The organism is Microbispora sp. NPDC088329, assembly GCF_040685655.1.
GTDB lineage: Bacteria > Actinomycetota > Actinomycetes > Streptosporangiales > Streptosporangiaceae > Microbispora.
Map to the genome: position 1 here is coordinate 1 of NZ_JBFBIP010000030.1, position 22401 is coordinate 22401.

Below are 22401 nucleotides of genomic sequence, written 5' to 3' on the forward strand. Positions count from 1 at the left end.
GCTGGAGGACACGCTGTCGGAGAAGATCCTGTACGGCGAGTTGCGGCCCGGCCAGGTCGTCAAGATCGATATCGAGGGCGAAGGCGACGCCGCGACGTTCACCTTCACCGGCGAAACCGCGCCCGCCGCCGTCGGCGCGCCGACCACTGCCGCGTCGAACGGCTGATCGCGGCCAATGGCCGGCCAGCAGGCGTTCTGGATCGACGGGCGATCCGACCGGGAGCGCGTCCGCTACGGCGGTGTCAGCCACTACTCCGAGCGCGTGTGGGAGAACATCGGCGAGTTCGAGGGGGTGTGGGGGGACATCGCCCCGGTCGCGTTCGCGTGCGCGGCCTGGCGGATCGCCACCCCACCCCTGACCTCGCCGGGGTTCGTGCGCTGGCACCGCCGGATCCTGTCGGCCTCCTGCGAGCGCAACACCTGGGACGGGTCGCTGACGGCACGCGTCACGATCGTCTCCCCGCCGCCGGCCGCGCTGACGGTGTCGCGTGACTGGTGGCGCGACCGCGGCTGGCGGGGCTGGCCGGAGATCTTCGGCCAGTTCGTCGAGCCCGCCGAGCAGGACCTCGCGAAGGTCCCCCATCTGCGACCCACCCTGCTCGTGGACGCCCCCGTTCCGCTCGAAGACCTGCCCGCGACGCCGGACGGGCCCGCGCACGATCTCGCCGAGACGGCGCATCGCGCCCTGACGGTCCTCGTACGGGAGCTGAACGACCTGCTCGCCCCCGTGATCGCTCACCTGGAACAGCCCCCTCGCTAACCCGTCCCACCCCCGCCCCCGCCGTGATCTCGCAGGCTGTGCGGTGGTCTGACCGGCTGGTGAGAACGCCGGTCGACCTCTTGACACTGGCCCTGCACGGCCTCAATCTGTTGCGCATAGTGCTATGTGTTTCGTCTTTCACAACTGATGCACGCGAGCCGATTCGAGGGAAAGAGGACCATGGCGCACGAAGTCCGCGGGGTCGTCGCGAGGGGCAAGGGACAGCAGGGCAGGCTCGACCTGGACGCGTTCGTCACCGAGACGATCGGGCTCGAGGACGTCGAGGCGGCCTTCGAGAAGATGTACCGCGGCGAGGTGCTGCGTTCCGTCGTGGTCCTGTGACCGGACTCTCCCTGATCATCTCGATTCCCGACGTGTGACGTACGACCTTCAGGAGCCAACAGTGAGCACCGCGAGCCTGCCTCCCAGCTTGATGGCCACACTGCCGGGCGAGCACTACACCGACCCCCGGGTCTTCGCGCTGGAGCAGAAGCACATCTTCGAGTCGATGTGGTTCTGCGCGGCCCGGGCCGCCGACCTCCCCAAGCCCGGGGCGTTCAGGACCGTGCAGGTCGGCACGGAGAGCATCCTGATCTCGCGGGCGCGGGACAACTCGATCCGCGCGTTCCACAACGTGTGCCGTCACCGTGGCGCCCGGATCCGCACGCAGGAGTCCGGTGAGGTCAAGCGGGCCTTCCAGTGCCCGTACCACGCCTGGACGTACGACCTGGAGGGCAAGCTCATCGCGGCCCCCAACCTGACGAAGATGCCCGACCTCGACCGGGTCGAGTACGGCCTGGTCAACGTGGCGGTGCGTGAGTGGCTGGGCTACGTGTGGGTCTGCCTGGCCGACGAGCCGCCCTCGTTCGAGGACACCGTGCTCGGCGAGGTGCGCACGCGTCTCGGCGACGTGGCGTCCCTCGACAACTACGGCGTGGAGAACCTGGCGCTCGGCCGCCGGATCGTGTACGACGTGAAGGCCAACTGGAAGCTCATCGTCGAGAACTTCATGGAGTGCTACCACTGCGCGACCATCCACCCCGAGCTGACCGAGGTGCTGCCGGAGTTCGCCGACGGGTACGCGGCGCAGTACTACGTGGGCCACGGCGCGTTGTTCGGCGAGGACATCCGGGGATTCACGATCGACGGCTCCGAGGGGCTCGACCGGATCCCGACAATCAGCGAGGATCAGGACCGGCGCTACTACGCCATCACGATCAAGCCGCAGGTGTTCGTCAACATGGTGCCCGACCACGTCATCATCCACCGGATGTTCCCGCTCGCGGTGAACCGCACGGTGGTGGAGTGCGACTGGCTCTACCTGCCCGAGGTCGTGGAGGCGGGCAAGGACGTCAGCCGATCGGTGGAGCTGTTCCACCGGGTGAACCAGCAGGACTTCGACGCCTGCGAGCGCACCCAGCCCTCGATGAGCTCCCGCACGTACGCCAAGGGCGGCGTGCTGGTGCCGAGCGAGCACCACATCGGCTTGTTCCATGATTGGGTACGCGGCAAGCTTGGCGAGTGAGTTCGGAGGGGATGCGGGGTGACGCGTAAGGCGCCTCGGGAGGACGTCGGGGACGAACACCTGGAGATCGGCCCGCCCAAAACCTGGGCGGGCGGGGTCCCGGCGGTCGGCCATGCGCTCGGCACGGCCTACAACCAGATGGGCGCGGGCCGGACGATGCTGACCCTGCTGCGGGTCAACCAGAAGTCCGGCTTCGACTGCCCGGGCTGTGCCTGGCCCGAGGGCGACGGCCACCGCAGCCCCGCCGAGTTCTGCGAGAACGGCGCGAAGGCGGTGGCCGAGGAGGCGACCGTCCGCAGGGTCACCCGCGAGTTCTTCGCCGAGCATCCGGTGGACGAGCTGGCCCGGCGCAGCGACTACTGGCTGGGCCAGCAGGGCCGGCTCACCGAGCCGATGTACAAGCCGGCCGGCTCGGATCACTACGAGCCGATCTCGTGGGAGGACGCCTTCGGCGTCGTCGCCCGCGAGCTCCGCGCGCTCGGCGACCCGGATCAGGCCGTCTTCTACACCTCCGGCCGCACCTCCAACGAGGCCGCCTTCGCCTACCAGCTCCTCGTCCGCCGCTTCGGCACCAACAACCTGCCCGACTGCTCCAACATGTGCCACGAGTCGAGCGGTTCCGCGCTGACCGAGACGCTCGGCATCGGCAAGGGCACCGTGCTGCTGGAGGACCTGCACCGCGCCGACCTCATCTTCGTGGTCGGGCAGAACCCCGGCACCAACCACCCGCGCATGCTCACCGCCCTGGAGCGCGCGAAGCGGGAAGGCGCGCGGATCGTGGCGGTCAACCCGCTGCCGGAGGCGGGGCTGCTGCGCTTCCGCAACCCGCAGCGGCCCTCCGGCCTCGCGGGGACCGGGACGGCGCTGTCCGACAGGTTCCTGCAGATCCGCCTCGGCGGCGACCTCGCGCTGTTCCAGGCGCTGTCGCTGCTCCTGCTCGAGGCCGAGGACGCCGCGCCCGGCACGGTGGTGGACCGCGAGTTCGTCGAGGCGCACACACACGGGTTCGACGCCTGGGAGACGCACGTACGCGGGCTCGACTGGAACGAGGTGCTGGAGGCGACCGGGCTGACCAGGACCGAGATCGAGGAGACGGCCCGCGACGTGCTGGCCGCCCGCTCGATCGTGGTCTGCTGGGCGATGGGCCTCACTCAGCACCGCAAGTCGGTCCCGACGATCAGGGAGGTCGTCAACTTCCTGCTGCTGCGCGGCAACGTGGGACGGCCCGGCGCCGGCGTCTGTCCCGTACGCGGGCACTCGAACGTGCAGGGCGACCGGACGATGGGCATCTACGAGAAGCCCAAACCGGAGTTCCTCGACGCCTTGGAGAAGGAGTTCGGCTTCCCGCCGCCGCGCGAGCACGGCCACGACACCGTGGAGGCCATCCGCGCCATGCGCGACGGCGACGCCACGGTGTTCTTCGCGATGGGCGGCAACTTCGTCTCGGCCACGCCGGACACCGCCGCGACGGAGGCGGCCCTGCGCAACTGCCGTCTCACCGTACAGGTGTCGACGAAGCTGAACCGGTCGCACGCCGTGTGCGGCGAGCAGGCGCTCATCCTGCCCACGCTCGGCCGCACCGAGCGGGACGTCCAGGCCGGCGGCGAGCAGTTCGTCACGGTCGAGGACTCGATGGGCATGGTGCACGCCTCGCGTGGGCGGCTGCGCCCGGCCTCGGACGCGCTGCTGTCGGAGGTGGCGATCGTGTGCCGGCTGGCGCGCGAGCTGCTCGGCGACGACGACCCGCACGTGCCGTGGGCCGAGTTCGAAGCGGGGTACGACGCGATCAGGGACCGCATCGAGCGGGTGGTGCCCGGGTTCGGCGACTTCAACGCGAGGGTGCGCAGGCCGGGCGGCTTCGCGCTGCCGAACGCGCCGCGCGACGAGCGCCGCTTCCCCACGGTCACGGGAAAGGCGAACTTCACGGTCAATCCGCTGGAGGTGCTGCGGGTGCCGCGGGGCCGCCTCCTGCTGCAGACCGTGCGCAGCCACGACCAGTACAACACGACCATCTACGGGCTCAACGACCGCTACCGCGGGATCAAGAACGGGCGGCGGGTGGTCTTCGTCCACCCCGACGACCTGGCCGAGCGCGGCCTGGCGGACGGCGACATGCTCGACCTCATCAGCGAGTGGCCGGACGGCGAGCGCGTGGCCGAGGGGTTCCGGGCCGTCGCCTATCCGACGGCGCGGGGCTGCTGCGCCGCGTACTTCCCTGAGACCAACGTGCTGGTGCCCCTGGACTCGGTGGCCGAGACGTCGAACACACCCACGTCCAAGAGCGTCGTCGTACGGCTGCGTCGTGCCGCGGCACGCCTGGAGGTGGGTGCGGCGGAGGAGACGGTCAGCCGCCCAGGCGGTGACTGATCTCCTCGGCTCCCTTGACGAGGACGGGGGCCAGCTCGCGCATGCGGCCCTCACTGAACCGGTAGGCGGGCCCTGAGGCGCTGACCGCCGCCACGACCTCTCCGCCGAAGGAGCGGACGGGGGCGGCGAGCGCGTTCAGGCCCACCTCCAGCTCCTCCAGCGTGCGTGCGTAGCCGTGCTCGCGCACCTCCGCCAGCTCCCGCTCCAGGCGCTCCACCGAGGTCACCGTGCTCGGTGTGTAGCGCTGGAGGCCGGCGGCGCGCAGCAGGTCGTCGCGGCGCTGCCGGTCCACGTACGCCAGCAGGACCTTGCCGCTCGACGTCGCGTGCAGGGGCGTGAGCTGGCCCACCCAGTTGTGGGCGGTGACGGCGGACGGGCCGCGCACCTGGTCGAGGTTGACCGCGTAGTGCGAGCGCAGCACGGCGATGTTCACCGTCTCGCCGATCTCCTCGGCCAGACGCTGACACACGGGCCTGCTCTGCTGGGTGACGTCCAGCCGCATGGAGACGCTGCCGGCGAGGCGGACGAGCCCGAAGCCGAGGCGATACTTGCCGCGGTCCTCGGTCTGCTCGACGAGCCCGCGCGCCTCCAGGGCACCGAGCAGGCGGAACGCGGTCGACTTGTGGACCTCGATCTCGGCGGCGATCTCGGTGACCCCGGCCTGCCCGCGGGCGGCGAGGATCTCCATGATGCTGATCGCCCGGTCCACGGACTGCACGCCGCCGCCGTTGGCCTCGGCCCTGGCGGCGGAAGCGTCGTTGCTCATAGCGCGACTGTAGCGCTCGACGCAACCCGAGCCGGGGCGTCGCGGGATTCCCCGCCCTGCTTGCACGCCCCTGAATCCACCGATCGGTGGATTCGCTCCACCGCGTGGGCGAGCGGCCGATTCCACCGCCCGCTCGGGAGATCGGGCGATCCGCGTGAGGCGCCTCCGTTGCGACGCTGATTTCCGTCGGCGAACGAGAAGACGGAGGCACACGAACATGCGCACTGTGGTCTGGCTGATCATCGGGTACGCCGCGGTCAGCCTGCTGACACTGATGACGATGATCGCGTTTCGGCGCGCCCCGGCGGTGGCCGCCGACGCGGTCTGGGTCCGCGGTACGCTCGTCGCCGCCGCCTCGCTGCTCACGCTGTTCTTCGCGGTCCGGGCGGCCCGCGGCGACCGCCGGATGCTGCTGCGGCTGCGCGTCGTCACCGCGGTCATGCTGGTCGCGATCGTGGTGATCATCGCGCTGCCCGGCCTGTTCCCGCTCTGGTTCAAGCTCGAGCAGGGCGTCTGCGGCCTGCTCCTGCTCCCCGTGGTCGTGCAGATCAACCGGCGCCCGGTGGTCCGGCCGTGAGCGCGGTGATCGAGGTGGAGAACCTCCGCAAGAGCTACGGGGGCACGGTGGCGGTGGACGACGTCTCGTTCACCGTGGCACAAGGGGAGATCTTCGGCATCCTCGGGCGCAACGGCGCGGGGAAGACCACGACCGTGGAATGCCTCGTGGGCCTGCGGGCGCCGGACCGCGGCCGGATCCGCGTGCTGGGCAGGGACCCGATGCGCGACCACGCCGAGCTGACCCGGTGGGTGGGTGTGCAACTGCAGGACAGCCGGCTGCCCGAGCGGCTGCGGGTGGGCGAGGCGATGCGGCTCTACCAGTCGTTCTATTCGGACCCGGCCGATCCGGAGGAGCTGCTGGCGCAGCTCGGGCTGGCCGGACGGGAGAGGACACCGTACGGGAGACTCTCCGGCGGCCAGAGGCAGCGGCTCGCCATCGCGCTCGCGTTGGTCGGGCGGCCCCGGATCGCCGTACTCGACGAGCTCACCACCGGGCTGGACCCGCACGCCCGGCGCGACACGTGGGAACTGATCGCCGGCGTCCGCGCCGCCGGCGTCACGATCGTGCTGGTCACTCACTTCATGCCGGAGGCCGAACGCCTCTGCGACCGGATCGCGGTGATCGACGCCGGCCGGGTGCTGGTCACCGGTACGCCGGCCGAGCTCATCGAGCACGCCGGGCGACCCACGCTGGAGGACGCGTTCGTCGCGCTGACCGGGAGGACCTCATGACAACGCTGACGCTGACCGAGCTGAAGCTGTTCCTGCGGGAGAAGTCGGGGCCGGCCTTCGGCGTCGGGCTGCCGCTGCTCCTGCTGATCATCTTCGGCAACCTGCCGTTCTACAACGAGCGCAGGACCGACCTCGGCGGGTTGACGCTGCTGGACACCTACGTACCCATCCTGGTCGCCTTCGCTCTGGGCATGCTCGCCCTGAACGTGCTGCCGCCGGTGCTCGCCGGCTACCGCGAGAAGGGGGTGCTGCGGCGGCTGCGGACCACACCGGTCGGGCCGGTCCGGGTGCTGGCCGCGCAGCTGATCGTCATGCTGCTGACCGCCGCGGTCGCGGTGGCCACGCTGTTGCTGGTCGCGCGGTTCGCGTTCGGGGTGGTGCTGCCCCGGCAGATGGCCGGCTTCCTGCTGACCACGCTGCTGGCGGCGCTCGCGCTGACGGCCGTCGGCCTCCTCGTCACCGCGGCCGCACCCGGTGGACGGGCGGCCAACGCGCTCGGCGCCGTCGTCTTCTACCCGCTGGTCTTCCTCGGCGGCCTGTTCCTGCCGATCCCGGTCATGCCGGCGATGCTGCGGCACATCAGCCAGGCCACCCCGATGGGCGCCGCGGTCACCGCGATGCAGGACGCCACGAACGGGCGCTGGCCGCACTGGCTCGCTCTGGTCACGTTGCTCGCGTGGGCGGCCGGGGCAGCCGTGGCGGCGGCTAGATTGTTCCGCTGGGAGTAGGGTGCGCGATGCAGAGTTGGCAGATGGCCGGACCGGCGGGCTGGGAACGGCGGTTCCGGCCCATGGTCACGGTGGTCCCCTACGTGCTGCTGGCCGTCATGGCCGCCCTGACCATCGCCTTCAAGCACGACCAGCCGGGCTCCCTCGCCATCGACCTCGCGCTCTGCGCGGCGGCCGCGGTGTGGAGCCTGGTGCTCTTCACGCTGCATCCGCCGTGGCGCGACCGGATCGGCGTGATGGGCGTCTTCCTGGCGGGCCTGATCGTGTTCGGCCTGGTCATGGCCCTGCGCAACCCGTGGTTCGGCCTCTACAGTCCGGTGCTGTACTTCTACGCGTACCGGATCATCGGCTGGCCGCGCGAGCTGTACTTCATCGCCGGCGCCGCGGTGGTGGCCGGCACGGCACAGTCGGCCGGCCTGGACATCGGCTCCTGGGTCGGCCGCCTCGAATACCTGGGGGTCCTGGCCGTCAACATCGCGCCGATGTGCCTGGTGGCCTGGATGGGCGAGATCGGCGCGCGTTACTACGACTCCCGGGAGGCGGCGCTGCGCGAGGCCCGGGAGGCCAACGCGCGGCTGGCCGCGGCGCTGGCCGAAAACGCGGCGCTGCAGGAACGGCTGGTCGAGCAGGCCCGAGCGGCCGGCGTCCTGGACGAGCGGGCCCGGATGGCTCGGGAGATCCACGACACGCTGGCCCAGAGCCTGACCGGTATCGTCACCCAGTTGCAGGCGGCCGAGCACGCGGCGGACGACCCGGCCGCGTGGCGCCGGCACCACGCGGCGGCGACCGCGCTGGCCCGGGAGGGACTGACCGAGGCGCGGCGCTCGGTGAACGAGTTGCGCCCTGAGCCGCTGGAGACCGGCCGCCTGGCCGACGCCGTCACCGAAGTGGCGGCCGAGTGGTCGGCCCGACACGGCATCCCGGCCCGGGTCACCGTCACGGGCGAAACCCGCACGATGCGCCCGGAGGCGGAGGTCGCCCTGTTGCGGGTCGCGCAAGAGGCCTTGGCCAACGTCGCCAAGCACGCCGGCACCGCCACCCGCGTCGGTCTCACCCTTTCCTACATGGACCGGCAGGTGGCCCTCGACGTCCGCGACGACGGCCGCGGCTTCGACCCGACGGTCCGGGTCGAGCGCGACGGGGGCTTCGGGCTGGTGGCGATGCGGCAGCGGATCGAGGCGTTGTCGGGCACGTTGCAGATCGAATCGGAGGTGGGGGGTGGGACCGGGATCTCGGCCTGCCTGCCCGCCGAGGCGCCGGAGGTGCGTTCGTGAGTGACCCGATCAAGCTGCTCGTCGCCGACGACCACCCGGTGGTACGCGACGGGCTGAGCAGCATGTTCGCCCGCGACCCCGAGTTCGTCGTGGTCGGCGAGGCGGCGGACGGGGCCGAGGCGGTCCGGCTGGCCGAGGCGCTCGGGCCGGACGTGATCCTGATGGACCTGCGGATGGCCGGCATGGACGGCGTCACCGCGACCGGCGAGCTGACCCGGCGCGGCGTACCGGCCCGGGTGCTGGTGCTGACCACCTACGACACCGACAGCCACGTGCTGCCCGCGATCGAGGCCGGCGCCACCGGCTACCTGCTCAAGGACGCGCCGCGGGACGAGCTGCTGCGCGCCGTACGCGCGGCCGCCCGCGGCGAGGTCGCGCTCTCTCCGTCGGTCGCCGCCCGCCTGATGAGCCGGCTGCGCACCCCGGCGCCGTCGACCGGCCCGTTGAGCCGGCGCGAGCTGGAGGTGTTGCGCCTGGTCGCGGCCGGGCACACCAACCGGGAGGCGGCCGCCCGGCTGTTCATCACCGAGGCCACGGTCAAGACCCACCTGCTCAACATCTATGCGAAGCTCGACGTCAACGACCGTGCGGCCGCGGTCGCGGAGGGGTACAACCGCGGCCTGCTCGGTGCTCCCGAGCGTCCGTGAACGTACCGGACGGCACAGGTCCAGCGGCGTGGGGAGTACGGCGTCGGCGCCGGGACGAGGCGGGCGCCGCAGTTCGGCCCCGAGGAGATCGACGGCCGCGCGCATACGTGGAGCGGCTGAACAACCCGGTGCCGGCGGAGGTCGTCGACGCCTTCTTGACACTCGCAATATGACGCGTCACGCTTGTTGCGTTGATCGCCTTTTGTTGCGCATAGCGCAACAGTGGAGGTGGGTATGACGGGCCCGCGCGTCGTCATCATCGGAGCAGGCGTCGTCGGTGCGGCACTCGCCGACGAACTGTCGGCCCGGGGCTGGACAGACGTCACCGTGGTCGACCAGGGCCCGGTGCCCGCGACCGGGGGCTCCTCCTCACACGCCCCCGGACTGGTCTTCCAGATCAACGGGTCGAAGACCATGACCGAGATGGCGCGCTACACCGTCGAGAAGTTCTGCTCGCTCGACCTCGACGGCGAGCCCTGTTTCCTCCAGGTCGGCGGGCTGGAGGTCGCGACCAGCCCGGAACGGCTCGCAGAACTGCACCGCAGACACGGCTGGGCCACGTCCTGGGGCGTCGGGTCGCGCCTGCTCACCCCCGCCGAATGCGCCGGGCTCTTCCCCCTGCTCGACCCCGGCGTCGTGCTCGGCGGCCTGCACATCCCCACCGACGGCGTCGCCAAGGCCGTACGCGCGGTCGACGCCCAACTCAGGCGTGCCCGGTCCCGTGGCGTACGGGTGCTGGAGCGCCACGAGGTGCTGGACATCCGCACCGAGGACGGCCGGGTGACCGGTGTGGTGACCGACCAGGGCGAGATCCCCGCCGACGTCGTGGTCTGCTGCGCCGGCATCTGGGGCCCGAAGGTCGCCGGCATGGTCGGCATGTCGCTGCCGCTGACCCCGCTCGCACATCAGCTCGCCTGGACCGGCCAGGCGTCCGACCTCGCCGGGCGCGAGGAGGAGGCGACGCTGCCGATCCTGCGCCACCAGGACGCCGACCTCTACTACCGCCAGCGGTTCGACGGCATCGGCATCGGCTACTACGGCCACCGGCCGATGCCGGTCAAGCCCGAGGACCTGCTGTCGGTGGACGAGGCCGAGGTCATGCCGTCGGTGCTGACGTTCACGCCGGAGGACTTCGAGGACGCGTGGACCGAGACGCAGCGGCTGCTGTCCGGCACCCGCGCGGCGAAGATCGACGAGGGCATCAACGGACTGTTCTCCTTCACCCAGGACCACATGCCCCTCATGGGCGAGTCCCCCGAGGTGAAGGGCTTCTGGGTCGCCGAGGCGGTCTGGGTGACCCACTCCGCCGGCGTCGGCAAGGCGATGGCCGAGTGGCTGGTCGACGGCCACTGCTCGTCGTTTGATCTGCACGAGTGCGACGTCAACCGGTTCGAGCCGCACCAGCTCGCGCCCGAGTATGTGCTGGCCCGCGACTGTCAGAACTTCGTCGAGGTCTACGACATCATCCACCCGCTCCAGCCGATGGAGGAGCCGCGGCCGCTGCGCCTCAGCCCCTTCCACGCCCGGCAGCGCGAGCTGGACGCCTTCTTCCTCGAGGCCGTCGGCTACGAGCGGCCGCAGTGGTACGGCGCCAACGCCCGCCTGCTGGAGGGCCGCGACATCCCCACGCCCGACGACTGGGCGGCGCGCTACTGGTCGCCGATCGTCGGCGCGGAGGCCCAGGCGTCCCGCGAGTCCGTCGCGCTCTACGACATGACCGCGCTGAAGCGGCTTGAGGTCGCGGGCCCCGGCGCCCTGGCCTTCCTGCAGCGGCTGACGACCGGCCAGATGGACAAGTCGGTCGGCTCGGTGACCTACTGCCTGCTGCTCGACACCGACGGCGGCATCCGCAGCGACGTGACCGTCGCCCGGCTGGGCCGCGACGTGTTCCAGGTCGGCGCCAACGGCAACCTCGACCTCGACTGGTTCCACCGTCACCTGCCCGCGGACGGCTCGGTCATGGTCCGCGACATCACGGCCGGCACCTGCTGCCTCGGCGTCTGGGGCCCCCGCGCCCGTGACCTCGTCCAGCCGCTGACCGACGCCGACTTCTCCAACCAGGGCTTCCGCTACTTCCGGGCGAAGAAGGCGTACATCGGCACCGTGCCGGTGACCGCGCTGCGGCTGTCGTACATCGGCGAGCTGGGCTGGGAGCTCTACACCACCGCCGACCTGGGCGCGAAGCTGTGGGACACGCTCTGGGAGGCCGGGCAGCGACATGGCATCCTCGCCGGTGGGCGCGGCGCCTTCGCGAGCCTGCGTCTGGAGAAGGGCTACCGGTCCTTCGGCACCGACATGACCTTCGAGCACGACCCGTACGAGGCCGGGCTCGGGTTCGCGGTGAAGATGGACAAGGGCGACTTCATCGGCCGCGAGGCGCTGGAGCGGCGCAAGGAGAACGTGCGCCGCCGTCTGACCTGCCTGACCGTCGACGATCCGGCCCAGGTCGTCATGGGCAAGGAGCCGGTGTACGACGGTGAGGCCGCCGTCGGCTACGTCACCAGCGCGGCCTTCGGCTACACGATCGGCAAGGGCATCGCCTACGCCTGGCTGCCCGCCGAGCTCGCGACGCCCGGACGGACGCTGGAGATCGGCTACTTCGACCGGCGGGTCACCGCCGCGGTCGCCGAGGAGCCGCTGTTCGACCCCGCCATGGAACGCCTGCGCAGCTAGTGAGGACTGAAGTGGACGATTCGGTGATGGACGCGCCGCTCGCCGAGGCCGACCCGGAGGTGGCGGCGGCGATCGGCGGCGAGACACGCCGCCAGCGGGCCACTCTGGATGTCTGGGGCGAGCAGACAGGCCCGATGAGTCCCAGCAGTCAGGGGCGCAGGACGCCGGGCGCGGACCTGCCCGACCACCCCGACCGGCTGTGGCGCTCGGCCGAGCCGAAGCGCGCGTACGACGTGGTGATCGTCGGCGGCGGCGGCCACGGCCTCGCCACGGCCTACTACCTGGCCAGGAACCACGGCGTCACGAACGTCGCGGTGCTGGAGCGCGGCTGGCTCGCGGGCGGCAACATGGCCCGCAACACCACGATCATCCGGTCCAACTACCTCTGGGACGAGAGCGCGGGCATCTACGAGCACGCGCTGAAACTGTGGGAGGGGCTGGAGGAAGACCTCGGCTACCCGCTGCTGTTCAGCCAGCGCGGCGTGCTCAACCTGGCGCACAGCCTCCAGGACGTGCGCGACAGCGTGCGCCGGGTCAACGCCAACCGGCTCAACGGCGTGGACGCCGAGTGGCTGACGCCGGAGCAGGTCAAGGAGGTCTGCCCGATCGTCGACATCTCCCCGGACGTGCGCTACCCCGTGCTCGGCGCCACCTACCAGCCGCGAGCAGGCATCGCCAAGCACGACTACGTGGCGTGGGGCTTCGCCAAGGCGGCGGCCGACCTCGGCGTCGACATGATCGAGCACTGCGAGGTGACCGGCCTCGACGTGCGCGACGGCCGGGTGACCGGCGTCCGGACCACCCGGGGCCCGATCGCGGCCGGGAAGGTCGCGCTCGCCGCCGCCGGGCACTCCTCGGTCGTCGCCGGGTACGCCGGGGTGTCGCTGCCGCTGCAGAGCCACCCGCTGCAGGCGCTGGTGTCGGAGCTGCTGGAGCCGGTGCACCCGACCGTGGTCATGTCCAACGCGGTCCACGTGTACGTCAGCCAGGCGCACAAGGGCGAGCTGGTCATGGGCGCGGGCATCGACGCGGCGAACTCCTACCGCCAGCGCGGCGCGTTCCACATCATCGAGCGGCAGATGTCGGCCGCGCTGGAGCTGTTCCCGGTCTTCGCCCGGGCGCACGTGCTGCGGACCTGGGGTGGCGTGGTGGACGTGACCCCCGACGCCTCGCCGATCGTCGGGCTCACCCCGGTCGAGGACCTGTACGTCAACTGCGGCTGGGGCACCGGGGGGTTCAAGGCCACGCCGGGCGTCGGCTGGTGTTACGCGTACACGGTCGCCACCGGCGAGCCGCACCCGCTCAACGCCCCCTTCTCCCTCGAGCGGTTCACCACCGGCAAGCTCGTCGACGAGCACGGCGCCGCCGCCGTCGCGCACTGATACGGAGAGGTACATGCTGCTGATTCCCTGCCCGTGGTGCGGGCCACGGGACGAGGCCGAGTTCCACTACGGGGGGCAGGCCCACGTCGCCTACCCGGAGAACCCGGCGGCCCTTTCCGACGAGGAGTGGGCCCGCTACCTGTTCTTCCGCGACAATCCCAAGGGCCTGTTCGCGGAGCGGTGGAGCCATACCGCCGGGTGCCGCCGCTGGTTCAACGCCGTACGGGACACCGCCACCAACGAGATCCACGCCGTTTACCGGGTGGGCGAGCCACGACCGGTGACCGCATGAGCGAGCGAACCGGCAGGGCCGGCCAGCGTAGCGAGCGAATGAGCAGGGCCGGCCAGCGTAGCGAGCGAATGAGCAGGGCCGGCCAGCGTAGCGAGCGAATGAGCAGGGCCGGCGAGCGTAGCGAGCGAATGAGCGGAGCGCAGCCGTACCGCCGGGAGGGGGCGACGGGGAAGACGCTGCGCTTCCGGTTCGACGGCCGGGACTACGAGGGCCTTGAGGGCGACACGCTGGCCTCGGCGCTGCTGGCCAACGGCGTGCGCGCGGTGGCGAGCAGCATCAAGCTCGGCCGTCCGCGCGGCGTGTACGCCGCGGGCAGCGAGGAGCCGAACGCGCTCGTCCAGATCGAGGAGCCCTTTCCCGAGCCCATGCTCCAGGCGACGACCGTCGAGCTGTACGACGGCCTGGTGGCCACGGGCCTGCCGGGACAGGGCAGGCTGGCCGACAGGCCCGACTCGGCGCGCTACGACGCCGTGCACGCCCACTGCGACGTGCTCGTGGTCGGCGCGGGACCGGCCGGCATCGCCGCCGCGGGCGTGGCCGCGCGGGCCGGCGCGCGGGTGATCCTCGCCGACGAACGGCCCGAGCCGGGCGGGAGCCTGCTCGGCACGACCGAGACGCTCGACGGCAGGCCGGGCCGCGAGTGGGCGGCCGGGGAGGTCGCCGCGCTGGCCGCCCTGCCGGAGGTGCGCGTGCTGCGCCGCACCACGGTGGTCGGCCACTACGACGACAACTACGTCATCGCGGTGGAGCGCCGGACGAACCACCTGGGCGCCCAGGCGCCCGCCGGCATGGCACGTGAGCGCGTCTGGCGCGTCCGCGCGAAGCGCGTGGTGCTGGCGACCGGCGGCCACGAGCGGTTCGTCGCGTTCGCCGGGAACGACCTGCCCGGCGTGATGCTGGCCGGTGCGGCCCGCACGTACGCGAACCGCCACCGCGTCCTGCCCGGACGCCGGGCGGTCGTGTTCACCACCAACGACAGCGCGTACGCCGCGGCGCTCGACCTCGCCGACGCCGGCGTCGAGATCGCCGCGATCGCCGACGTACGGCAGGCGCCCGGCGAGGCGTGGGCCGGCCGCTGCGCCGCGCGCGGCATCGAGGTCCTGACCGGCCACGTGGTCACCGCCGCGAAGGGCGAGGGCGAGGTCTCCTCGGTCGAGGTCGCCCCGCGCTTGGAAACACGGGGCGCGGGTGGCGGTGTGCGGGAGATCCCCGCCGACCTGCTGCTCGTGTCGGGCGGCTGGTCGCCGGTGGTGCACCTGTTCAGCCAGGCCGGGGGCACGCTGCGCTACGACGAGGAGCTGGGCGCGTTCACGCCCGGCGAGACCCGCCAGGCGGTCGAGGCCGCCGGGTTCGCGAGGGGTGTCGGGGGCACGGGCGTCCGTACGCTGCGGGCCTGCCTGGAGGACGGCGCCGAGGCGGGCCGCCGCGCGCTGGCCGCGGCCGGGTTCCCCGTGCCTTCTGACAGCGCCGTGCCTTCTGACAGCGCCCTGCCTTCTGACAGCGCCCTACCGTCCGAGATCGCCGCACCGTCCGAGATCGCCGCACCGTCCGAGGTATCTGTGCCGTCCGAGATCCCTGTGCCGTCCGAGATATGTGTGCCGGTGGCCGAGGAGGAGCCCGCCGCCGCGCCCGCCGAGCACCTGTGGCTCGTCGAGGCCCGCGGAAAGGACGCCGACTACCGCACGCACTTCGTGGACCTGCAGCGGGACGTCACCGTGGGAGAGGTGCTGCGCGCGGTCGGCGCGGGCCTCACTTCGGTGGAGCACGTCAAGCGCTACACCACGGCCGGCACGGCACACGACCAGGGCAAGACGTCCGGGCTGCTGACCAGCGGCATCGTGGCGCACGCGCTCGGCGTCGACGTCGCCGAGCTCGGGACCACGACGTTCCGCGCGCCGTATACGCCGGTCTCGTTCGCCGCGCTGGCGGGCCGCGACCGGGGCCCGCTGCACGACCCGGTCCGCGTGACGTCGATGCACGAGTGGCACGTGGCGCGCGGAGCCCTGTTCGAGAACGTCGGCCAGTGGAAGCGGCCCTGGTTCTATCCGCAGCCGGGTGAGGACATGGAGGCCGCCGTCCTGCGGGAGTGCGCCGCCGTACGCGAGAGCGTGGGAGCGATGGACGCCTCCACACTCGGGAAGATCGACGTGATCGGTCCCGACGCCGCGGTGTTCCTCGACCGGCTCTACACGAACATGATGAGCACGCTCAAGGTCGGCTCGATCCGCTACGGCGTGATGTGCCGCCCCGACGGCATGGTCTTCGACGACGGCACCGTCATCCGGCTGGCGGACGACCACTACCTCGTCACCACGACCACGGGCAACGCGGCGGCGGTGCTCGACTGGATGGAGGAGTGGCTGCAGACCGAGTGGCCGGACCTGCGGGTCCACTGCACCTCGGTCACCGAGCAGTGGGCGACCGTGGCGCTCGCCGGGCCGCGTTCCCGTGCGGTGCTGGCACGGCTCGCGCCGGGCCTCGCGGCCGGCAACGACAGCTTCCCGTTCATGACCTGGCGGGACGCCGAGGTCGCCGGGATCCCGGCGCGGGTCTGCCGGATCAGCTTCTCGGGGGAACTGGCCTACGAGATCAACGTGTCCTCCTGGTTCGGGCTCGCCCTGTGGGAGGCGGTCATGGCGTCCGGCGAGGTCACGCCGTACGGCACCGAGACCATGCACGTGCTGCGCGCCGAGAAGGGGTTCCCGATCGTCGGCCAGGACACCGACGGCACGGTCACCCCGCAGGACCTCGGCATGGAGTGGATCGTCTCGAAGAAGAAGGCCGACTTCATCGGCAAGCGGTCCTTCACCCGGGCGGACACCTCCCGCCCCGACCGCAAGCACCTGGTCGGCCTGCTGCCGGAGGACCCCGCCGTGCTGCTGCCCGAGGGCGCCCATCTCGTGGAGACCTCGGCGCCGCCCGAGCCGCCGGTCCCGACGCTCGGCTTCGTCACCTCCGGCTACCGCAGCGCCGCGCTGGGCCGTACGTTCGCGCTCGCGCTGGTGAGCGGCGGGCGCGAGCGGATCGGCGAACGGCTGTACGCGCCGGTCGGGGCGGACCTGGTGCCCGTCACTGTGACCTCTCACGTCCTGTACGACCCGGAAGGAGCGCGCCGCGATGGCTGAGTCGTTGGCTGTGACGACGGCAGTGCCGACGGCTGAGCGCAGGAGCCCGGCCGCGGCGTTCGCGGCGAGGTTCGAGGCGGCGAGCGCGGGCGGCGGCCTGCGCCTGGCCGAGATCCCCTTCCTGACCCAGATCAACCTCCGGGTGGACCCCAAGAGCCCGGCGGCGGAGCGGATCGGGACGGCGGTCGGGGTGCCGCTGCCCGTGGAGCCCGGCACCGCCGTGGGCGGCGGCGGCCTGGAGGCGCTGTGGCTGGGGCCCGACGAGTGGCTGGTGATCGGCCCCGACGGCGCCGCGCGCGACCTCGTGGACCGGATCGGGGAGGCGGCGGCCGGCGAGCACGTCTCGGTCGTCGACGTGTCGGCCCAGCGCACCGCCTTCGTGGTGGCGGGGGAGCGGGCACGGGACGTGCTGGCCCACGGCTGCGCGCTCGACCTGCACCCCCGGGTGTTCGGCCCGGGCCGGTGCGCCCAGACCATGCTGGCCAGGGCGGGAGTCGTCCTGGTCGCCGGTGAGGACGGCTTCCGCCTGCTGGTGCGCTCGTCCTTCGCCGCGTACGTCGCGGAGTGGCTGCTCGACGCGTCGGTCGAGTACGTCACACCCGGGGAGGCCGCCCCGGCCTGACTCCGCGTGCTCGTTGTCACATATAGATCATCGATATATATTGATCATATGAGGCAAATGCAGGAGCCCAGCTTCCTGATCCTGACCGCGCTCGCCGCCGGCCCGCAGCACGGGTACGGCGTCATCGCCGACGTGGAACGCATCTCCGACGGACAGGTTCGTCTGCGGGCCGGCACCCTGTACGCCGCCATCGACCGCCTCCTGTCGGAAGGCCTCATCGCCGAGGACCGGGAGGAGATCGTGGACGGCAGGCTGCGGCGCTACTACCGGCTGACCGGCGACGGCGCGGCCAGGCTGGCGGCGGAGGCCGAGCGGATGCACAGGCATGCGAGCGCGGCCGTCGCGCGCCTGCGCGTCGCCGGACAGGGAGGCGCGGCATGAGCCCGCTCGAATCCCGGTATCGGCGACTCCTGGCCTGCTACCCGCGCGATCACCTCGCCCGGCACGGGGAGGAGATGATCGGCGTGCTCATGGCCGGGGTCCGTCCCGGGCAGACCCGGCCGCACCCGGCGGACGTCGCCGATCTGCTGTGGGGCGCCCTGCGCGTGCACGGCCGGCGGGCCTTCGGCCCGGTCTCCGCGCCCGCGTGGCGGGACGGTCTGGCGCTCGCCGTGGCACTGTGGCCGTTCCTGATGCTGGCCGACGCGCTGGCGACCGAGCTGTTGACGACGAGCCGGGCGGTGCACACCGTGGGCGTCCCGGTGCTGGCGCAGTCGGTCACGATCCGTTTTCTGGCCGAGGACATCGCGGCCGCGGCTCTGCCCGCGCTGGCCGTCCGGCTCGGCCACCGGTGGATCGCCGCGCTCGGCGCGGTCGCGTTCGTGCTGTACCAGGTCGCCCACCCGCACCTGCTGGCTCCGGGCACGCTGTTGCTGCCGAACCACGCTTTCGTCCTGCTGGCGAAGGTGGCGGCGATCGCCATCGCCTTCGTTCCCGCGGCGCACCGTGCGATCACCCGCATCCCCCGGCACGCCTTCCTCGTGTGGGGACCGCTCGCGCTGGCAGGGCTGACCGCCGCCAAGGCTCTCGTGCGCTGGGTGGACGTGACCGTCTATCAGGACGTCGTGGCCTGGAAACCCGTGCCGTGGCTGGTCGTGGTGGCGCTGGCGGCGGGGTACGCGTGCCGCTCGGCCGTCGGACGGCGGGCCGCGCTGTGCCTGTTCGTGCCCGCGGCGGCCCTCGGCGACCTGGGTGATCTGCCCTTCGTGCCCACCTCCACCGCCCTCGCGCAGATCGGCTGCACGGCCGTGGCCTTCGCCGTCATGGCCGTCGTGGCCGGGCGGCTCCGGCGCCCGGCCGGGGCGGCCACTGGTCGCTGAAGGCCGCCGTCGACGGGCCGAGGTCCTGCCGGTCGGACGTGTGACATACCATCGAGGGCGCTCGTGAGGAGGGCCGTCCGCACCCCGGTGGGAGATCATGTTCCGCACGCTGATGAAGTCGAAGATCCACCGCGCCACCGTCACGCAGGCCGATCTGCACTACGTCGGCTCGGTGACGATCGACGCGGACCTCATGGCCGAGGCCGACCTCGTCGAGGGTGAGAAGGTCGACATCGTCGACATCGACAACGGCAACCGCCTGTCCACGTACGTCATCGAGGGCCCGGCGGGCTCTGGCGTCATCGGCATCAACGGCGCCGCCGCCCGGCTCATATCGGTCGGCGACCTTGTGATCATCATCGCGTACGCGCTGGTCGCCGAGGAGAAGATCAAGGAGTTGAAGCCCCGAGTCGTCTTCGTCGACCGGGACAACAAGCCGCTCCACGTGGGCTCCGACCCCGCGGCCGTCCCGGACGGCATGGGCCTGATCCCGGGCGATATCGCCCGGCAGTAAGTAGGAAATGCGGCGCATATCTGACATATGCGCAACCAGGGTACGCATTACCGGAAAAAAGAAAAATTAGGTCAGGCTTGGATATCTCGTCCCGATGTCGTCCCGTGTCTATTCATTCGTGAATTCAGACCTTAAGGTGTGGGCACGAGACATCATGTGGAGCCTGATACGGATGTCGTCCGGCCTCACGTAGGCGCCCGGGAGATGTCTCCGCACGGTTCAGCGGCAATGACCCTCCAGCCCTGGGGAGACAATGGTCGACATCAAGAACCTCGTAATTCTCGGCGACAGCATGTCCGACATCGGCAACAAATGGCTGTGGCCCACCGGAGAGCTCGGCCGGCTCTCCCGCGCGATGCGCGTGAACGAAACGGGCCGCTTCAGCGACGGGAAGAACTGGACCGACTTCGTCGTCGAGTGGTCCACCGGCGAGACGCTCATGTGGGGAAACCGCGACCTGGCGATCAGCAAGTCCACCAACTACCGCACTCTGTCGGGCTACTCCGTCCTCGGGGTCGAGTCCTGGGACAGGCCGGTCCAGCCCAAGCCCCCACTGGATCTGGACGAATACCTCCAGATGCTGGAAAACGAGCGGAAGGCGAAGGGTAAGGGCAAGGAGAAGGAGGACGAGGAGGAGGAGAAGAAGGAGAAACCGCCGGAGATCAAATACGTCAACTACGCGATGGGCGGCTCCATCGTCACCACCGACTGGGCGCCCAAGTTCGGAGCCCTCACCTACCTCAGAGGTCAGGTGGAGGACCACATCACGCAACGCGAGATGCTGGGAAAGTCGTTCGGCGGCCCGACGATGCACGTCATCTGGATCGGGCTCAACGACTTCGTAACGGCGCTGCGCCCCGACTACGACCCGGCCAAGACGAAGAGCGTGCCGGGCACGCACGAGTACGAATCGTGGCTGTCATGGAGCACGACCTACCCGAACGATCTCGTGAAGGGCGTCGGAGTCTTTCCGGCCGTGGCGGAGATCCAGTCCCTGGTCGAGCTGATCAACACAGAGCCCGGCGACAAGGGCCGCAAGCCCAGCGTCGCCAGAAGGAATGACAACCACTTCATCCTGATCGACCTGCCGAGCGTCTACAACGCCATCCGGTTCATGGAGGGCCTCGGAGACCCCACGTTCATCTCCCAGGCGCAGTCGATCGAGCCCGTCATCCGGCGCTACAACGACATGCTCGAGAGCCTCGTGGACAAGTGGCCGGACGGGCCGGCCGCGCCCAAGCAGGGGCAGGTCCACCTCGTGCGGATGAGCGCGTGGATGGACTACGTCAGCGCGAACCTGGGCGTTTGGAAGCTGTCCAAGAAGGCCCAGGAAAAGGGAGTGCGCCCCTTCTACAACCCGGGCCTCCACCCGGAGCCGGCGCAGGACCCGGTGCCGGCCGACATGCGCAGGCGCATCACGACCAGCGACCTGGCGCACCCGACCGAGGCGGTGTACGCCATCATCGCGCGCTACTTCGTGAGCAGGCTGCTGCAAGAGGGCTACACCCTGGGCAGGCTCGACGAGGACACCTGGCCCGACCACGCTCCCTTCAAGAACCTGCCCTTCGACATGAAGACGTGACGCCCAGCGCCGGGACTGCTCGTTGTGAACGCCGACGGGACGGGCGTCACAGGAGGGTCATCTGGCCGGAGCCGGCGAGCGGGTCGCGGTGCTTGCGCAGATGCCGCCACTGAGGGAGATCGTCCAGGTAGGACCACGACAGCCGGTGATGCGGCGTCGGCCCCAGCTCCGCGAGGGCCGACTGGTGGACGGGCGAGGGGTAGCCCGCGTTGGCGGCGAAGCCGTACGCCGGATGCTCCTCGCCGATCTCCGCCATCAGCCGGTCACGGTGCACCTTGGCCAGCACCGACGCGGCGGCCACCGACACCGAGCGCTGGTCGGCCTTGACCTCGCACCGCACCCGCCACGGCCGCCCGAGGAAGTCGTGCGCGCCGTCGAGGAGCACCACGTCGGGCCGCAGCGGCAGGGCCTCCAGCGCCCGGCACGCGGCGCGCCGTAGCGCCTCGGTCATGCCGGCCTCGTCGATCTCCTCCGGGCTCGACTCGCCGTACGCGTGACAGGCGAGCCAGTCCGGCAGGACCGCGGCGAACGCCTCCCGCTGGGCCGGGCCGAGCAGTTTGGAATCGGTCAGCCGGACCGTGCGCTGCCCGCGGCCCGGCAGCTCGGGCGGCGGGCCGAAGACGGTGACGGCCGCGCAGACGACGACCGGCCCGGCCCAGGCGCCGCGGCCGACCTCGTCCACGCCCGCGACGTGGACCGCACCGGCGGCGCGCAGCTCGTCCTCGATCTCGTAACCCGCGGCCCGCCGTGGCGGGACGGCGGGCGCGGGCTCGAGGGGGTCAAGGCCGGGCAGCGCGTCGGTCATCCCGCCATCATTTCAGGCAACCACGAGATCCGGAGCAACCGCGGCCACGGTGGTCAGGCGGACGAAGGGATGGTTCTCTCCTGCGACATCGAACTCACCGCCGAGGCCACGCTTCCCTGGGAACGCGGTAAAGAACACGCGGCGTCGCGAACCAGTCATGGTCGAGAAAACGGCCTGTGACCCGTCCCGCGCAGATGAGGTACATCTCCACCTCCTCCTGGAAGCCGGTGTAAGTGCGGGCGTCCAGATCGCGTACGTATTCCTGAAACCCTTCCGTCCCCACTGCGCCCATGTACTCCCCGTCCTGGTGATAGGTGATTGCCTCATCGCCTATCTCGCCCAGCTCGGCCATATGCCAGTATTCGATGATGATCCTTCCTCCCGCGCTGGCCTCCTCTCGCAAGGTGAAAGCGCCGCCCAGGGTGAGCGCGACAGACCAGCCCGGCGAGTGCGCCCCGATCCACACCAGGCTGTCCTGTCCGCGATCTTGAGCCAGGTGGCATGCCCTGTCGAGATCACAAGGAATTCCGGAGCTTGGGTCCGCGCGGAAGCGCCGAACGATTTCTTCCATGTCCTCCGTGTCGATCCAGGCCGCATCGAAGTGGGCGTTCAAGCCGTACTCGTCCAGGAGGTCCCACTGACTCTCCATGGGCAGTGCCCGCGTCATGTCCATCGGCCTGCTCCTTTCCTGTCGTCGTCGATGTCCGAAGAGCGACGGTAAGCCAGGTAT

General features: G+C 71.0%; 19 protein-coding genes and 2 pseudogenes. 18 read left to right on the forward strand and 3 right to left on the reverse strand.

What is annotated here, in order from left to right; translation table 11 throughout:
- Positions 1–175 precede the first annotated feature (175 nt).
- The 4 genes and pseudogenes from AB0O28_RS36035 (at position 176) to AB0O28_RS36050 (ending at position 4652) form a co-directional block, all read left to right on the forward strand.
- Positions 176–760, forward strand: coding sequence for a hypothetical protein (locus tag AB0O28_RS36035; RefSeq protein WP_363647071.1), 585 nt, complete (start codon positions 176–178; stop codon positions 758–760).
- Positions 761–985: 225 nt separating this feature from the next.
- Positions 986–1102 (forward strand): annotated as a pseudogene (locus AB0O28_RS36040) (S-(hydroxymethyl)mycothiol dehydrogenase); the annotation flags it as partial.
- 91 nt (positions 1103–1193) lie between these two features.
- On the forward strand, positions 1194–2285 hold the full coding sequence (locus AB0O28_RS36045) for an aromatic ring-hydroxylating dioxygenase subunit alpha (RefSeq protein WP_363647139.1): 1092 nt from the start codon (positions 1194–1196) through the stop codon (positions 2283–2285).
- Positions 2286–2303: 18 nt separating this feature from the next.
- The gene (locus tag AB0O28_RS36050) at positions 2304–4652 is read left to right on the forward strand and encodes an FdhF/YdeP family oxidoreductase (RefSeq protein WP_363647072.1); all 2349 of its coding nucleotides are present in this window, start codon (positions 2304–2306) and stop codon (positions 4650–4652) included.
- Here the strand turns inward: AB0O28_RS36050 and AB0O28_RS36055 are convergent.
- Complete coding sequence (locus tag AB0O28_RS36055; protein ID WP_363647073.1) at positions 4630–5418, reverse strand: IclR family transcriptional regulator; 789 nt, start codon at positions 5416–5418, stop codon at positions 4630–4632. The two genes, AB0O28_RS36050 and AB0O28_RS36055, sit on opposite strands and share 23 nt — an antisense overlap.
- A 217-nt stretch (positions 5419–5635) precedes the next feature.
- On the opposite strand from AB0O28_RS36055, the gene AB0O28_RS36060 reads away from it, so the two are divergent.
- The 14 genes and pseudogenes from AB0O28_RS36060 (at position 5636) to AB0O28_RS36125 (ending at position 20866) form a co-directional block, all read left to right on the forward strand.
- The gene (locus AB0O28_RS36060; RefSeq protein WP_363647074.1) at positions 5636–5995 is read left to right on the forward strand and encodes a hypothetical protein; all 360 of its coding nucleotides are present in this window, start codon (positions 5636–5638) and stop codon (positions 5993–5995) included.
- A pseudogene (locus AB0O28_RS36065) lies at positions 5992–6636 on the forward strand (ABC transporter ATP-binding protein); the annotation flags it as partial. The gene AB0O28_RS36060 and the pseudogene AB0O28_RS36065, both read left to right, overlap by 4 nt.
- Positions 6637–6704: 68 nt before the next feature.
- On the forward strand, positions 6705–7436 hold the full coding sequence (locus tag AB0O28_RS36070; RefSeq protein WP_363647075.1) for an ABC transporter permease: 732 nt from the start codon (positions 6705–6707) through the stop codon (positions 7434–7436).
- A gap of 23 nt (positions 7437–7459) precedes the next feature.
- Positions 7460–8710, forward strand: a complete 1251-nt coding sequence (locus AB0O28_RS36075; RefSeq protein ID WP_363647076.1) for a sensor histidine kinase — start codon at positions 7460–7462, stop codon at positions 8708–8710.
- The gene (locus tag AB0O28_RS36080) at positions 8707–9357 is read left to right on the forward strand and encodes a response regulator transcription factor (RefSeq protein ID WP_363647077.1); all 651 of its coding nucleotides are present in this window, start codon (positions 8707–8709) and stop codon (positions 9355–9357) included. Before AB0O28_RS36075 ends, AB0O28_RS36080 begins: the two co-directional genes overlap by 4 nt.
- A gap of 234 nt (positions 9358–9591) precedes the next feature.
- Complete coding sequence (locus AB0O28_RS36085; RefSeq protein ID WP_363647078.1) at positions 9592–12030, forward strand: FAD-dependent oxidoreductase; 2439 nt, start codon at positions 9592–9594, stop codon at positions 12028–12030.
- A 134-nt stretch (positions 12031–12164) separates the two neighbouring features.
- Positions 12165–13412 carry a sarcosine oxidase subunit beta family protein gene (locus AB0O28_RS36090; RefSeq protein WP_363647140.1) on the forward strand — a complete coding sequence of 416 codons (1248 nt, stop codon included), beginning with the start codon at positions 12165–12167 and terminating at the stop codon, positions 13410–13412.
- A 13-nt stretch (positions 13413–13425) separates the two neighbouring features.
- A complete protein-coding gene (locus AB0O28_RS36095) occupies positions 13426–13704 on the forward strand; it encodes a sarcosine oxidase subunit delta (RefSeq protein ID WP_208761896.1) in 279 nt (92 codons plus the stop codon).
- Between the two features lie 128 nt (positions 13705–13832).
- The gene (locus tag AB0O28_RS36100; RefSeq protein ID WP_363647079.1) at positions 13833–16829 is read left to right on the forward strand and encodes a 2Fe-2S iron-sulfur cluster-binding protein; all 2997 of its coding nucleotides are present in this window, start codon (positions 13833–13835) and stop codon (positions 16827–16829) included.
- Positions 16822–17451: a sarcosine oxidase subunit gamma family protein gene (locus tag AB0O28_RS36105; RefSeq protein ID WP_363647080.1), complete on the forward strand. Its 630-nt coding sequence runs from the start codon at positions 16822–16824 to the stop codon at positions 17449–17451. The genes AB0O28_RS36100 and AB0O28_RS36105 overlap by 8 nt, the downstream gene beginning before the upstream one ends.
- A 48-nt stretch (positions 17452–17499) precedes the next feature.
- On the forward strand, positions 17500–17832 hold the full coding sequence (locus tag AB0O28_RS36110) for a helix-turn-helix transcriptional regulator (RefSeq protein ID WP_363647081.1): 333 nt from the start codon (positions 17500–17502) through the stop codon (positions 17830–17832).
- Positions 17829–18770 carry a hypothetical protein gene (locus AB0O28_RS36115; protein ID WP_363647082.1) on the forward strand — a complete coding sequence of 314 codons (942 nt, stop codon included), beginning with the start codon at positions 17829–17831 and terminating at the stop codon, positions 18768–18770. The genes AB0O28_RS36110 and AB0O28_RS36115 overlap by 4 nt, the downstream gene beginning before the upstream one ends.
- A 97-nt stretch (positions 18771–18867) precedes the next feature.
- The gene (panD, locus tag AB0O28_RS36120; protein ID WP_363647083.1) at positions 18868–19284 is read left to right on the forward strand and encodes an aspartate 1-decarboxylase; all 417 of its coding nucleotides are present in this window, start codon (positions 18868–18870) and stop codon (positions 19282–19284) included.
- 253 nt (positions 19285–19537) lie between these two features.
- Entirely contained in the window at positions 19538–20866 is a 1329-nt protein-coding gene (locus AB0O28_RS36125) for a hypothetical protein (RefSeq protein ID WP_363647084.1), read from the forward strand.
- Positions 20867–20912: 46 nt separating this feature from the next.
- Here AB0O28_RS36125 and AB0O28_RS36130 read toward each other — a convergent pair whose 3' ends face one another.
- Together AB0O28_RS36130 and AB0O28_RS36135 are read right to left on the reverse strand one after the other, a co-directional pair.
- Positions 20913–21671 (reverse strand): ribonuclease HII, encoded by a 759-nt coding sequence (locus AB0O28_RS36130; protein ID WP_363647085.1) that lies wholly within the window; start codon positions 21669–21671, stop codon positions 20913–20915.
- Between the two features lie 94 nt (positions 21672–21765).
- Positions 21766–22344, reverse strand: a complete 579-nt coding sequence (locus AB0O28_RS36135; protein ID WP_363647086.1) for a hypothetical protein — start codon at positions 22342–22344, stop codon at positions 21766–21768.
- Positions 22345–22401: the final 57 nt, after the last annotated feature.